The organism is Salinihabitans flavidus, from assembly GCF_900110425.1.
In the GTDB taxonomy this organism is placed as follows: Bacteria; Pseudomonadota; Alphaproteobacteria; order Rhodobacterales; family Rhodobacteraceae; genus Salinihabitans; species Salinihabitans flavidus.
This window is the reverse complement of record NZ_FODS01000011.1, coordinates 100209-112968: the sequence shown is the minus strand read 5'-3', so window position 1 is coordinate 112968 and position 12760 is coordinate 100209. Positions and strand designations below refer to the sequence as shown.

Genomic DNA, 12760 nt, shown 5'->3' with positions numbered 1-12760 from the left:
CATCAGACCATGAAGAATCGTGTTCTGCTGGAGAATTACTACCTGCCCGGTCATCTCGAGCGACAGATCGGGGACTTCGTCGACTACTACAATAACCAGCGCTACCACGAGAGCCTGAAAAACGTCACACCCGCTGACGTCTACTTTGGCCGGGACAAGGCCATTCTGAGAGAAAGGGAGAAGATCAAGAACCTGACGATCCGACAGCGCCGCTTGCAACATCAAAAACAAGCAGCATAATCAATCACACAACCGAACCAGAGCCTCCAATGTTCAAGCCACTCTGATGTCCCATTTTATATGACGACGGACAGTTCTTGTCACCAGGCTTCTTTTGCTCATGAAGCAGATCGTAGAGAGGGGCTTTCACGCTTTCGGGCGTTCCCACTGGCTGGCCAGTCAATACGTCGATCGGACGACCGTCGCCTTTCACCCAGCCCTCCACTGCGTCAAAGAGCTTGCGGTCGCCAGTCGCTCGGACGTACTCGATTGCGTATTTCAAATCGACCGGCGTGCCAGGATCGTAATGCTCCCACAGGTAGTGAGCACACTCGATTGGGTCTTTGATGCCGCAAGTCCAATCGATCTGTTTCGTTTTTGGATCATAGACCCACCAAGGTTTCCTAGTCATGCGATAGCTCCCCCGGCTGCCACGAAGGCATTGTTAGCAAGGTCCCTGCCCTGTGGATGCTCGGGCTATCCGCCATTCTATGCCCCAGCCTTCTGCATCGGGACAACGTTTTCTCCGGTACCTTTGTCGCCCAGAAGGGCGGCCCATGCCTCCATCATCGGGCGGCGCTGTTCGGTATAGATATCGCGCTGATACGCCTGTTCCACGCTGTCTCCGAACTGGTGAGCCAAAGCAAGCTCTGCGTGTTCGCGGCTGAATCCTTGCTGCCCGGCCCAGACTCGGAAGCATGAACGCAGCCCATGCGGCACTGCCGGGCGTTCGCTGTCCTTATCGAGGAACCCCAGCCCGCCCGCCTTCAAGTCAGACTCGTGCATCCGCTTCATGGTGGCGCTGAGCGTCATATCCGACATCTGGCCACCGCGCGCTGCCGGGAACACTAGACTTTCCATGCGCGGCAACGCTTTCAGCAGAGCCATGGCATCCACAGGAAGGGGCACGGTGTGATCGCGCTTCATTTTCATTCGCTCTGCCGGGATGGTCCATACGCCTTTGTCCAGATCGATCTCATCCCAAGTTGCCCCGCGAACTTCGCCCGAGCGCACCGCTGTCAGGGCAAGGAATTCCAACGCGCGGCTGCCCAACCCCTCCCGCTGGCGTAGATCGGCCATCCAGCGAGCCGCGTCTTCGACCTGTAGGGCGGGCTGGTGCGTCACCTTCGCCCCGGCGGTCTTTGCCGACAGCTTGCGCTTTATCCATCCTGTGGATGCTGGATTCGGGCCTGACCGTTGCTTCTCATCCTCTGCCCAATCCAGAACTGCCGCAATGCGGCCTCGTACCCTTCGCGCGGTATCGGGCGTTCGTTTCGCAATCGGCTCAAGGCAGCGCCAAACGTCTTCCTGTTCGACCTGATCGACCTGCATGTCTTGCAGGCCCTCAACAGCGCGCACGGAGCTGAGCCAGATCAGTCGGTGCTTTTCACTGCTGAACTTGTGCAGATGCTCTCGGTCCCAGCCATCAATTGCCTGCGCGAACGTCAACTTGGCTACCTCGGCGGCCAACGCGACGCGCGCCGCTTTACGTTCTTTTATTGGGTCAATGCCTTGCCGGATCTTGTCCTTGGCCTCGCGCGCCCGGTCGCGGGCCTCGCCAACGCCGACCTCGGGATAGCTGCCCAGACCAAGCGACCGGCGCTTGTACTTGTCCGTGCCCGGCACCCGCACCGAGTAGCGATACGTCCAGCTCTTGCCCTCGCCCGGCGTCAGTTGCAGGTGCAACCCTGCTACACCACCGACAGCTTTGAATACCGGCAGGGGCTTGTTGCCCTTCGCCTTCATCTCCTCGTGCGGATACTCCAAGCGCTTCACTTCAAGCGCGCTCAACTCCTTCACTCGCTTTGGCATATGCTTAATCCTATGGCCTTTCCTATTTGCCATAAGAATTGCCATTTATTACCGAGGCAGGCAAGCCGTTGCCTACGGTTTTTCCATATTATTATTAAACTTCAGTATTCTGAGGCCGATGATTGCCTAAGAATGCCCAAGGATAAATTCGGTAGCAGATAGCCCTACGGGCTACCACCTTGCCAAAAAGCGCTGAAATCATTCATTTTGTGCCGATTTTGCATCCGGAATCGCGGGTGACACACTGTTCCCCGTTTGCCCCTCGCCCCCAACACCTTTCCTAAAGCCGCGAGGTCGCCCGTCCATCTGACAGCACCTCCGGATCAGCTTCACGTACGTTTGCAGCTTGTCGAAGTAGGTATCGGGAACAAACCGTCACCGCATCTGTTGTAGTGATGGGTGACACTGGCGGCATCCCACCGTCGCGATAAACCGATGAAGTCCGGCTTGGACTGCCCCGATGCAATCCCTCCGCTGGGGCATGGCTCTGGTCGCGTTTCGTGTCCCCCGTGGGCGGCGCCCTATGCCAGCCCTTGCGCCGCGGCGGAAACGAACCCTCCCCGTCGGTCGCCGCGGCGCACTTTCCCGGCAAAGCCTGGTTTCCCGCCTCAGCCCTTTGACCAGTCCTCAAGTCCCTCGACAACGCTTTTACCGATGCCCCGCGCTTCGGGCGTCAGAAGCGGACAGGGAAGAGACAGCCGCGCGTTCATGTCCTCCGGATGAAACCCGTCCGGCCGCGCCAGATCGTCCAGCTCCTCCCACGAGACCGGAACCGCGACCGCCGCACCGGGGCGGGCTCGAAGCGAGTAGGGCGCAATGGCAGTGGCACCGCGTTCGTTGCGCAGCCAATCGATGAACACCCGCCCCTTGCGTTTTGACTTGGACATGGTCGCGGTAAAGGCGTCGGGATCGCGATCCGCCAGGATCTGCGCGAAGGTGCGGGCAAAATACTTTACCGTGTTCCAGTCCGAAATCCGGCGCAGGGGCACGATGACATGCACCCCCTTGCCCCCGGTCACCATCGGCACGGACTGAAGGCCGCAAGCTGTCAGCCCCTCACGGACCTGCTGCGCCGCCGCCTTGACTTGCCTGAAATCCAATCCTTCGTCGGGATCAAGATCGAACACCATGCGGTCGGGCCGTTCGATCCGGTCGCGCACCGCGCCCCAGATATGGAACTCGATCGTTCCCATCTGTGCCGCGCCGATCAACCCTTCGCGCGTGGAGACATGCATGTAGTCCTGCACCTCGCCGTCCTTTTCCTCGATCGGCATGGTTTTCACTGCATCGGGAAATCCCTTGCCCGCATGTTTCTGAAAAAAGCAGTCGCCCGAAATCCCGTCCGGGCAGCGCAACAGCGACAGCGGGCGGTTGGCGGCATGGGTCAGCATCCGCTCGCCCACCCTTGCGTAATGCTCGGCCACCCCGCCCTTGGTCAAACCGGCCTCGGGATAGACGACGCGCCCCGCGCTCGAGATACGGACGCCGCCGACCTCCAGTTCTTCATCGCTTTCGCTGTCGGTCTCGGCTTCCGCTTTGGCACTCACGTCCTTGGCCTCCTTGTCCTCGCGCAGGCCCTTGAAAACGCCGTGACGTATCCGGCCTTCGCTGGTGAATTCGGTATATTCGGCTTCGACAACCAGTTTCGGCGTGACCCAGTTGGCGCCGTCTGCTTCGGATGGCAAATCGCTGCCGAAAGGCGGTGATTTGCGGGCAAGCGGGGCAAGCGCTGATTGCAATGTGTCGAAATCCTCTGCGTCAAAGCCCGTGCCGATGCGGCCACGATAGACCAGTTCGCCGCGCTCGTAGCTGCCAAGGATCAACGAGGCGAAGGGCCGCCCCCGCTTTGTCGAGGGCGACCAGCCAGCGATTACGAACTCGGCCCGGCGGACGCATTTGGACTTGATCCAGCTTTTGCTGCGCCCACCGCGATAGGGCGCATCGAGTCGCTTCGAGATGATCCCCTCGCCGCCCGCGTCACACATCGCCGCCAGCGTCGCGGCACCCTCGCCCTCTATGATGGGGCAAAGCCGGATCGGGCCGCGCGGCGGCAGGCCCCTGAACAGTTTCTCCAGCGCCTTGCGTCGCTCCGAAAGGGGCTTCCCGGTCAGGTCCTCGCCATCCAGCGCCATACAGTCGAAGGCATAGCAGGTCAGCGCATCGCCCGATTTCAACGCCGTCTGCAGCGTCGAGAAATCGCCGCCACCGTCCCCGGCAATCACTTCGCCGTCGATCAACGCGGAGTCGCAGGCAATACCCGCCGCCGGTTCGCAAAGCGCGCCGAACCTGTCCGACCAGTCCTTGCCACTGCGCGAATAGAGCCGCACGCCCCCCTTGCCCAAGGCGATCACGCAGCGATAGCCATCGAACTTGGCTTCGTGCTGCCAGTTCTCGCCCTCGGGCGGCGCATCCTTCAGCGTCGCGAGCTGCACCTTGCGAAATCGTGGCCGCGCCTTGCCGTGGCGGGTAGGGGCCGGGGCCTTTCCCTTTGCGATCTCACGCATCGCCCGCCCCGTTGTCACGCTTGTCCTGTGCTTCCGGGTCAGCGCATCTGCGCCCGAATCCGCGAATTCATCGCGCTCCTTGATCAGCAGCCAGTTCTCACGCTTCTCGCCCGCCTTGGCGCGCATCCGCACCAACGCCCAACCGCCCTTCATGCGCGCGCCGTGCAGGCGAAGATGCAGCTTGCCTTCCTTCAACCCCTCTTCGGGGTCATGCAGGGGCTCCCACCAGCCGGTATCCCACAGCATCACAGTGCCGCCGCCGTATTCATCCTCCGGGATCGTGCCCTCGAATGCCCCATATGCCACGGGATGATCTTCGGTCCGGACCGCAAGTCGCTTTTGCGAAGGATCGGTCGATGGTCCCTTGGTCACCGCCCAAGACAGGAGCACGCCGCCCCATTCCAGCCGGAAATCGTAGTGCAGACGACTGGCATCGTGTTTCTGCACCACAAAGGACAGGCGATCTCCGCCTGCCTCGACCAGCTCTGCTCTCGGTTCTGGCGTGGCATCAAAATCACGCTTCTTCTCATACTCCTCAAGCGATCTCATGACGCCTTCTTGCGCCTCCCACCGGACTTGCCGCCCTTGCTTTCCTTGAGGCTTTTCTTCAGCGCGTCCATCAGGTCGACGACGTTCTCGCCCTCGGGTCGATCATCGTCCCCCTCGGCCTTGGCGCGCGGCGTCTTCTTAGAGCGCATTTTGCGGTCGATCAGATCCTTCAGAGCCGCCGCATAGTGATCCTCGAAGGCCGACGGATCAAATGGCGCGGTTTTCCTGTCGATCAACTGCGTGGCGACCTCCAGAAGCTCTTCGTCGGCGGCATCGTCCGCGATCCCCGAGAACAGCGGATCGGCGTCGCGGATTTCCTTTTCGTAGTGCAGGGTCTCCATCAGCAGCCCGTCGCCGCAGGGTCGCACGGCACAGAGATATTCCTTGCCGCGCATCGTCAACTGGCCCAGTCCGGCCTTTTTCGTCTGCCGCAACGCATCGCGGACGACACGGTAGGCATCCTCGGCCAGTTCGTCCGACGGAACAACGTAATAGGGTCGATCAAACCAGATCGGGGCGATCTCCGTGGTCTCGACGAACTGAACCAGTTCCAGCGTCCTTTTTGTCTCAAGCTTGATCGCATCGATCTCGTCGGGCTCCATCAGGATATATTCGCCATCTTCCGTCTCGTAGCCCTTCATGATGTCGTCGCTATCGACAGGGCCGACGCCTTGCACCGTTTTCTGGTAGCGCACGGGCTTTCCGGTCGGCTTGTGGATCTGGCGAAATGACACCCGCGAGCCGGAGTTGCGGGCCGAATGGATTTCCACTGGGATGGACACCAGCGAAAGCCGCAACTGCCCTTTCCAGATTGCTCTTGATGCCATGCCGTGACCCCTTGAGTTACGCGTCGCACGACGCAGCCAGTTCCATGCGGGGCGTCGCACAAGCGGCTACTATCGCTCGATTTCGCCGTCGCGTGGTTCGATCGCTTCGGTCGGTGCGTCTTCGGTCGCCTCCACATCCCCTTTGGGACGCTCGGCCTCCGCCACTTGCGGGTTCGTGTCGGGCGGACCAATGGCGCGGCACCTTTCCACTTTGGAAATCAACGGCAGCGGACCGGAAATGTTCCAGCGGCGGGCGGTGGTGGTTCGCCGCGCTTGTCGTTCTTGGCCCGCACTTGGCGCTCGGGTTCTGAACCCGGCACGCTATCGCGTGCCGGGCATGGATTTCAAGCATCCGTCAATGCCGGTGTTCGGGCAAGCTCTTCAATTCATCCTTGGTCAGCAGCGTGGTCGCATGAACCTTGCCGTTCTCATCGCGCATGAAATTCAGCGCGGAAACATTAAGTGAAACGGGCTTGGCACCGAGGCCCAGAAATCCACCCACATCCACAACCACCTTGGCCGTCGCGCCGGAGCCGTGGAAATGCGAAACGCGGCCGATGTCGTGGTCATCGGGTCCGTAGACATTCGTGCCTTCCAGATTCGACGCGTTCAACTCTTCGGGGCGAAGCGGCGTATGTGCAGAATGATCCATGAGTGAATCTCCCTTGATGCTTGTGTTTCGAGCGGAGGTGAAACAGCTCATTCCCACCTATGTTCCCTCCCGCGCCATAGTATTGGCGAAAGCCCGCCCAGTGGCATCGCGACAGGATCGGTGGGTTGATTGTGGCGCTTGCATGAGCTGCATTTCGCGTCTCTTCCGCCGGTCGGGGAACTCTTAGGCATCACGCGTTGTTCCCCAACTGTCCGCGTCCCCGTGCAAGGGCGCGAACGATGAAAGGAAACGCCATGTCGGACGCGAAAAAGACCACCAGGATCATCCCCACCGAGGTTCAGCGCAAGCGGGGCAATGTCATCAACCAGACCGCTCAGCAGATCGACCCCGCGGGGCGGCACCGCGTTGACGTGAACGCCAATACAGAAGGCGGTCTCAACACCAAGCAACCCGGTCATCTGCCCGAGGACCTGCCCGCCCAAGGGCCCGACCCGCAACAGGACCGCAAGTCGGTTCGCGACGCTGGGACCGAAGAGATGGAGAACCCGCCGAAAAGATGGGACGAGGTCGACGAGGAAAACGACGAGTCCTTTCCGGCGAGCGATCCACCGGCCAATTACTGACTTTACAGACGCGACCGGCTTGGCACGGCTGCCCCAGTGGCTGGGGTCATTTGTCCGGGCGACCGCGCCCTGAGCCCGGTCGCGGGTCATCATCGCGTTGCCAGGGTCTCTCCAGTCCACATTGCGCGCAAACCTCGCGCAGGGCGGTCTTCAGGCCTTCCTCAAGCGTCGGGTGATAAAAGGGCAGTTCCAGCGCCTCGCTTGCTGTGGCCTCGCCTTGGATCAGCCATGCCAGCAGATGCGCCAGATGCTCGCCCCCCGGCGCACAAAGCGACGCGCCGATCAGCTTGCCGTCACTGGCGCGGGCATGAAGCCGGGCAACGCCATGCGCTTGTCCCATCACCACCGCGCGCCCCTGATCCGCGAAGTCCACCACGCCGGTGACATGGCCGCTGTCATCCTCTTCGGGGATCGTGCCGATCACCGCCGCGGCGGGCTGTGTAAAGGCGATGCTGAGCGGAACCTTGCGCGCGGTGCTGCGCAGGTCGGGAAAGGCAGCGGCATTGCGCCCCGCGATCGTGCCTTCCTGGGATGCTTCGTGCAACAATGGCCTGTGATGATTGGCATCGCCCGCGATGAACACCGGCGCATCGCCGCATTGCATCGTCGTCGGATCGAAATGCGGAGTTCCGTGATCGTCAAGGTCCAGCCCGGCGTTCTCAAGCGCCAGTGATTTCAGGTTTGGTGGCCGCCCCGCGCCCATCAGGATCCTGTCGAACCGCGCCTCGCCGTCCCTCCAGCGCAAGGCGACCCCTTCAGGATGCGGCGCGGGGTCGGGTTTGCAATTCAGGTGGATGGAAAAGCTCTGCGTCAGGATGTCGAAAAGCGCCGCACTGGATTCAGCGGGAAGGCCGGCAAGCCGATCACCGGCATCGAACAGTTCGACTCGGACTCCGAGCCGATGCATTGCCTGCGCCATTTCAAGACCCAACGGCCCGGCCCCGATCACGCCCAGCGTTTCGGGCAGGACGTCCAGCCCGAATACCGTGGCGTTGGTCAGGACATTCTGCGCGACCGCCTCATATGGCGCGGGCAGGGCCGGGCTGGCGCCGGTGGCGATGACCACGCTGCGGGCCTCGACCCGCTCGCCATTGTCAAGCGCCAGAACCCCCGGGGCCTCGAAACGGGCGCTGGCCCTGATGCAGGTGCCTTCGGGAAGCGCGGTGATGTCCTCGAGGACTCCCCGGACGAAATCATCGCGCAGTCGGCGCACCCGCTGCATGACGTCGCGCCCGTTGACATGAGGCGCGGCGTGAACCCCGAATTCGACCGCGCGCCTTGCGCCATCTGCCGCCTCGGCGGCGGCGATCAACAGCTTCGAGGGCATGCAGCCCACGGTCGCACAGGTCGTGCCTGCGAAGTCCGGGTCGATCAGTAACGTGCGCGCACCTTCCCGGCGGGCATGGCGTTCCGCAGCCAGACCGGCAGTTCCGGCCCCGATGACCGCAACGTCGGCGCGGTGGGTATCGGTGTTCATCGACGCCTCCAACAGGTGCAAAGGGGATCAACCATCGAGGGGCGTCGCTGGTTCCGTCGGCCCGGCAGGTTCACCCTGGGCGCGCCGCTCTCCCTCGGTCGCACGGATGACCGAGAACGAGCCGTCGGATTCAAGTATCACCGCCGCGATCTCTTTTGTCCCTCGCTGGCCCTCGGTGCGCACCACCGTTTCCAGTTCCGCCCGTGTGACACGGGCCTTGCGCATCGCCTCGGGCAGCGGCTCGCCGTCCCGCAGCAGAAGCGTAGGCTCCGAGCGCACCGCCCGCGCGAACCCTTTTGAGCGCACCGACAGGGCCGTGACCGCATATTGCAGGGCGATCAGCAAGACGAGCGCCGTCATCCCTTCGGTCAAGGCGACATCTTCACCCAGAAGAATGGAGGCCAGCGTCGAGCCGAATGCAACCGTGATGACCAGATCAAAGGCGTTGAGCTTGGCCAGCGTGCGCTTGCCCGACACCCTCAGCGACACGACGAGGAACAGGTAGGCAAGCGTTCCAACGATGATCGTGCGCGCGATTCCGCTCCAGCTTTGAAAGAACATCTCGGTCCAGTTCACGCTTGCCTCCCTGCCTCTTGCGAGGGGCGGGCCCCGGCCCGCGTGCCGATCTGGCGCAAACCGATCAGCGCGCAATGGTGTTCGATCCGCAGCAGCAGCGCCATGGCAGGTCGTCTCCTTCTTGTCTTCAGGGTGCAGGTGCGGCTCTTCAGGGAGCGGTGTAGGATTCAGCCTGAAGCACCACGTTGTACCCGCGCGGGTCATTCTCGAAAATGAACGCGCCTTGGCGTTTCGAATGCGAAGGCAGGTAGCTGAAGGTCACATCGGCCGATTCGACGCTGCGTCCCTCGCTTCGCAATTCAGCGCGGAACTTGATGTTCGCTGCCGTGCCACCGCCCTTGTTCCGCGCGCTGATCTCCATCCTGTAACCGTTGGACACGGGGGTGACGCTTTTCACCACCGCCAGTGGATCGGGATCGGCGTCGGCCTTGGTGAAGGCCTGAAAAAGCAGGAAACCGAGCATCGCCGCGACGATCACGCCAGCGACCGACGCGACCACCCATTCAAGCGTGGCCCCTTTCAGCGTGCTCTGCGTCCGGTCCCGTGAATGTTCAGCCTGTCCCATGAATCCACCTCAAAGAATCAATCTTGCCGCCGCCGCACCGACAGAAGCCGGAAATCCCAGAACCGAGGCCGCGATCGCAATCTGCGTCCAGGATACGTCCTGCGTGCGCCCGAAAGTCCAAAGCACGTAGAGACTGCCGCCTATCGCAATGGCGTAGCCCACAACGGTAAAGAAGAAGAATGCCCCCCGACTGCCGGTATCCGGCATCGGCGCCGTGCCGGTGAACTCGAGCGCATAGGTAAAACCGTGCATGACAATGATCGAAAGCACGATCAGCGCCACGGCATGCCATTCGGTCATCTTGTATGAGATAAGCACCATCTCTTCTGTCGGGGCGACGTTCAGCTCCAGAAACAGCGCGCCGATAAACATCAGGAATAGCTGGCTGAGATAGGTCCGCGTTTCGGTATGCTCCTCGACTTGGGCGGAATCAGCGCCAAGCTGCGACGATCCCAGCAAGGCGCCGATGCTCGCGGGCACGGTCTGTACGGCGATCTTGCCGACGATCTCGTCCGCCGTCATGTTTGCGCCAAGCAGACCCAGAACGGACAGGATCGCACCACACGTGATCAACCCGATACCAAAGGCGATCACGCCATCTCGAACATCGTCCTGCCAGCATTTGGTTCTTTCGAAACCGGCATGATGGGATAGCAGGGCCAGCAGCGGGAGGTTCAAAAGCAAAAGCAGAACCAAGCGGCTTCGCTCAATGTAGAATCCCAGCCACCACATCTCCATCGTCATGAACAGCGGCAAAGCAAAAAGCAACGCCCCGCCAAATCCACGGCCCAGACCCCTCAAAACGTCGGGGATGCGCTTGTCGCCTGGTTCTGTTCGCTCCGCCTTCCCCGGGTCCATGTCCATTCCCGTGAATCCCCGCTTTGCCGTCACTCACGCTGGCGCAGGATTCGCGGCGGGTCATGGTGTTCCGTCGACGCCTCCTTCCAGCCCAAATGACAAACTCGCATCTCGCCGTGAGGTTCCTACGCAAGCGGATCGCGCGAGGGGGACCTGCGGCATTGTCAGACCAAATCGACGTGATACAGTTTTGCAATGGGCGCCCGGCTGGTTTGTTCCGCGTTGCGCGACAGGCGCTGTGAATGAAAAATCACGCCAGGGAACGAAGCTCAGGCCGAGACAAGCGCGAGCCAACCAAACGTGAAATGCCTCACGAGGACCCGCAGCTTAGAGACAGCAAAGGCGTGTGTTATTTTCCGAGTCGTACCCGAACCGAAACCCGATGAAGACGTTCATACCAGAGCAACAGCTTTCTACGGATGACAGGAGCAGGTCGAGATGGAAGGGATCTACTGCGGACCGCCACCCCCACCGGACGCAATCTGGACAAGCTGGAACTTCGATCCGGCGCTGCTGGCCGCGCTGGTTGCGCTGGGTTTCATGTTGCGGCGCGAACCGGCCGGGATATGGGCCGTGGCGATCCTGATCCTGGCCTTTGTCTCGCCGCTGTGCGCGCTGTCCTCGGCGCTGTTTTCGGCGCGGGTCGTTCATCATGTGCTGCTTGTCGCCGTGGCGGCGCCTTTGCTGGCACTTGCGCTGCGCCCCGCGATCCGCGGCGCAATCGCCCTGCCTTTTGCGGTGTCGACCTTGTTCCTCTGGGCGTGGCACCACCCGGCGGTCTATGATCTGGCCCTCGTTAATATCGCCGTCTACTGGTTGATGCAGATCACCCTGCTGGGTAGCGCGATCTGGTTCTGGGCGGCCATTTTCACCGCCGGCAGGACCCCGGTGGACCGGATTCTCTTCATCGTTGCCGGTTTTGCGCAAATGGGGATGCTGGGCGCGCTTCTGACCTTTGCGCCATCGGCGCTGTATGCGACCCATGCGCTGGCGCCGTTCGATTGGGGGCTGACGCCGCTACAGGATCAGCAGCTTGGCGGGCTGATCATGTGGGTGCCCGCGGGCCTTCCTTTTGGCGTGATCGCGGGGTTTCTGGCGCGGCGAAACTGGGCTCAACTCAGGGATGGCGCGGTGTGCTAGACTGGCTTCTCGGGACAATTCCGATCTTCAAGATCGTTCACATCGCCGCGCTGGTGATCTGGTGCGGCGGTCTTCTTGTGCTGCCCTTGATGCTGGCACGTCATGATCCGGCCGTCATCGCCATGGAATACCGTCTCATTCGCCGTGCGACGCACATCACCTATACACTCTGCGTCACGCCAGCGGCGGTCATCGCGGTGATCACCGGAACCTGGCTGATCTTTCTGCGCGAAGCCTTCGTGCCGTGGTTTTTTGCCAAGCTCGTTTTCGTCGCGCTGCTTGTCGTGGTCCACGCCTGGATAGGCGACAATGTGGTGAAGGTCGCCGAGGATCCCGCAAATCACCGACCGCCGCACCCGGCGTTTCCGGTCACGGCCGGGCTGTTGGCCATGATCGCGATCCTGACCCTCGTGCTTGCCAAGCCGGCACTGGACTGGATCGTCTTTCCCGACTGGCTGCTTGAGCCGAGAGGCGGTCAGATGCCCTTCGAGGTCCCGAGCCGATAATCGAAAACGAGCTTGCCGCCATGCCAACCCGTGAAACCCACCACCAGAACGCAAAGGCCCGACAGCAGGATGCCATAGGGCAACACCGCCTGTTCGTATCCATAAAGCCGATAGCCCCAGTTCGCGCCGAGAAGCGCAAGAAGCGTCACCGCGATGATGAAATGGGTCCAGGCGGGCGCGCGCGCGCGAATGCCGGAGACAAGCAGAAGCTCTGCCGTCCCGGCAACCCCGGCAAGCATGCCGAACAGAAATCCAGTGCCGGCGGCCCAGAGGGCGGCCCGCGCCCAGAAGGTCTCCCCGGTCCACCAGTAAAACGCATCGGCGCCCAGAACGCAGAAGGTGAGGGCCACCGGAAAGGCGACGCTCATGGCGTGGATGGGATGGCCGAGCACGGCGATCCGCGATTCCGTCTCGTTGAACCCCGGCAGTTCCGCGATCGGGTCGATCAATTCTTCGGTTTCGTCGTCTGTCTTTTGCGTCATCATGCCGGC

The 12760-nt window shown here is 61.8% G+C and carries 15 protein-coding genes; 4 read left to right on the top strand and 11 right to left on the bottom strand.

Annotation, left to right across the window (positions count from 1 at the left end):
- On the top strand, window positions 1-240 hold a 240-nt coding region (locus BMW66_RS10725), incomplete at its 5' end, for an integrase core domain-containing protein (RefSeq protein ID WP_139196151.1).
- 4 nt (window positions 241-244) lie between these two features.
- Here the strand turns inward: BMW66_RS10725 and BMW66_RS10720 are convergent.
- The 6 genes from BMW66_RS10720 to BMW66_RS10700 form a co-directional block, all read right to left on the bottom strand.
- Window positions 245-631 (bottom strand): hypothetical protein, encoded by a 387-nt coding sequence (locus tag BMW66_RS10720; protein WP_093118303.1) that lies wholly within the window; start codon window positions 629-631, stop codon window positions 245-247.
- A gap of 77 nt (window positions 632-708) precedes the next feature.
- Window positions 709-2019, bottom strand: coding sequence for a tyrosine-type recombinase/integrase (locus tag BMW66_RS10715; RefSeq protein WP_245729448.1), 1311 nt, complete (start codon window positions 2017-2019; stop codon window positions 709-711).
- Window positions 2020-2639: 620 nt separating this feature from the next.
- A complete protein-coding gene (ligD, locus tag BMW66_RS10710; protein ID WP_093118301.1) occupies window positions 2640-5084 on the bottom strand; it encodes a DNA ligase D in 2445 nt (814 codons plus the stop codon).
- Window positions 5081-5911: a non-homologous end joining protein Ku gene (ku, locus tag BMW66_RS10705; protein WP_093118299.1), complete on the bottom strand. Its 831-nt coding sequence runs from the start codon at window positions 5909-5911 to the stop codon at window positions 5081-5083. Before ku ends, ligD begins: the two co-directional genes overlap by 4 nt.
- A gap of 69 nt (window positions 5912-5980) precedes the next feature.
- The gene (locus tag BMW66_RS20320; RefSeq protein WP_175483213.1) at window positions 5981-6121 is read right to left on the bottom strand and encodes a hypothetical protein; all 141 of its coding nucleotides are present in this window, start codon (window positions 6119-6121) and stop codon (window positions 5981-5983) included.
- Between the two features lie 145 nt (window positions 6122-6266).
- A complete protein-coding gene (locus BMW66_RS10700; RefSeq protein ID WP_093118297.1) occupies window positions 6267-6563 on the bottom strand; it encodes a PRC-barrel domain-containing protein in 297 nt (98 codons plus the stop codon).
- A 254-nt stretch (window positions 6564-6817) separates the two neighbouring features.
- Between BMW66_RS10700 and BMW66_RS10695 the strand changes: the two genes are divergently transcribed.
- Entirely contained in the window at window positions 6818-7147 is a 330-nt protein-coding gene (locus BMW66_RS10695) for a hypothetical protein (protein WP_093118295.1), read from the top strand.
- 46 nt (window positions 7148-7193) lie between these two features.
- On the opposite strand, the gene BMW66_RS10690 is transcribed toward BMW66_RS10695, so the two are convergent.
- The 4 genes from BMW66_RS10690 to BMW66_RS10675 all read right to left on the bottom strand — a co-directional run bounded on the left by BMW66_RS10690 (window position 7194) and on the right by BMW66_RS10675 (window position 10623).
- Window positions 7194-8624 (bottom strand): dihydrolipoyl dehydrogenase, encoded by a 1431-nt coding sequence (locus BMW66_RS10690; RefSeq protein WP_093118317.1) that lies wholly within the window; start codon window positions 8622-8624, stop codon window positions 7194-7196.
- A 27-nt stretch (window positions 8625-8651) separates the two neighbouring features.
- A complete protein-coding gene (locus BMW66_RS10685) occupies window positions 8652-9200 on the bottom strand; it encodes a DUF421 domain-containing protein (RefSeq protein ID WP_093118293.1) in 549 nt (182 codons plus the stop codon).
- Window positions 9201-9348: 148 nt separating this feature from the next.
- A complete protein-coding gene (locus tag BMW66_RS10680; RefSeq protein WP_093118291.1) occupies window positions 9349-9765 on the bottom strand; it encodes a TIGR02588 family protein in 417 nt (138 codons plus the stop codon).
- A 9-nt stretch (window positions 9766-9774) separates the two neighbouring features.
- The gene (locus BMW66_RS10675; protein ID WP_093118315.1) at window positions 9775-10623 is read right to left on the bottom strand and encodes a TIGR02587 family membrane protein; all 849 of its coding nucleotides are present in this window, start codon (window positions 10621-10623) and stop codon (window positions 9775-9777) included.
- Window positions 10624-11061: 438 nt separating this feature from the next.
- On the opposite strand from BMW66_RS10675, the gene BMW66_RS10670 reads away from it, so the two are divergent.
- Window positions 11062-11763 carry a cytochrome c oxidase assembly protein gene (locus BMW66_RS10670; protein ID WP_093118289.1) on the top strand — a complete coding sequence of 234 codons (702 nt, stop codon included), beginning with the start codon at window positions 11062-11064 and terminating at the stop codon, window positions 11761-11763.
- The gene (locus BMW66_RS10665) at window positions 11757-12269 is read left to right on the top strand and encodes a CopD family protein (protein ID WP_093118287.1); all 513 of its coding nucleotides are present in this window, start codon (window positions 11757-11759) and stop codon (window positions 12267-12269) included. The genes BMW66_RS10670 and BMW66_RS10665 overlap by 7 nt, the downstream gene beginning before the upstream one ends.
- Here the strand turns inward: BMW66_RS10665 and BMW66_RS10660 are convergent.
- On the bottom strand, window positions 12239-12754 hold the full coding sequence (locus tag BMW66_RS10660) for a DUF2231 domain-containing protein (protein WP_425441321.1): 516 nt from the start codon (window positions 12752-12754) through the stop codon (window positions 12239-12241). The genes BMW66_RS10665 and BMW66_RS10660 overlap by 31 nt on opposite strands.
- Between the last annotated feature and the right edge of the window lie 6 nt (window positions 12755-12760).

Excerpts from the sequence above, each read along its gene's own strand:
- BMW66_RS10675 (WP_093118315.1), bottom strand. The coding sequence starts at position 10,623 with ATGGACCCGGGGAAGGCGGAGCGAACAGAACCAGGCGACAAGCGCATC.
- BMW66_RS10680 (WP_093118291.1), bottom strand. The coding sequence starts at position 9,765 with ATGGGACAGGCTGAACATTCACGGGACCGGACGCAGAGCACGCTGAAA.
- BMW66_RS10720 (WP_093118303.1), bottom strand. The coding sequence starts at position 631 with ATGACTAGGAAACCTTGGTGGGTCTATGATCCAAAAACGAAACAGATC.
- BMW66_RS10695 (WP_093118295.1), top strand. The coding sequence starts at position 6,818 with ATGTCGGACGCGAAAAAGACCACCAGGATCATCCCCACCGAGGTTCAG.
- ligD (WP_093118301.1), bottom strand. The coding sequence starts at position 5,084 with ATGAGATCGCTTGAGGAGTATGAGAAGAAGCGTGATTTTGATGCCACG.
- BMW66_RS10690 (WP_093118317.1), bottom strand. The coding sequence starts at position 8,624 with ATGAACACCGATACCCACCGCGCCGACGTTGCGGTCATCGGGGCCGGA.
- BMW66_RS10670 (WP_093118289.1), top strand. The coding sequence starts at position 11,062 with ATGGAAGGGATCTACTGCGGACCGCCACCCCCACCGGACGCAATCTGG.
- BMW66_RS10700 (WP_093118297.1), bottom strand. The coding sequence starts at position 6,563 with ATGGATCATTCTGCACATACGCCGCTTCGCCCCGAAGAGTTGAACGCG.
- ku (WP_093118299.1), bottom strand. The coding sequence starts at position 5,911 with ATGGCATCAAGAGCAATCTGGAAAGGGCAGTTGCGGCTTTCGCTGGTG.
- BMW66_RS10660 (WP_425441321.1), bottom strand. The coding sequence starts at position 12,754 with ATGATGACGCAAAAGACAGACGACGAAACCGAAGAATTGATCGACCCG.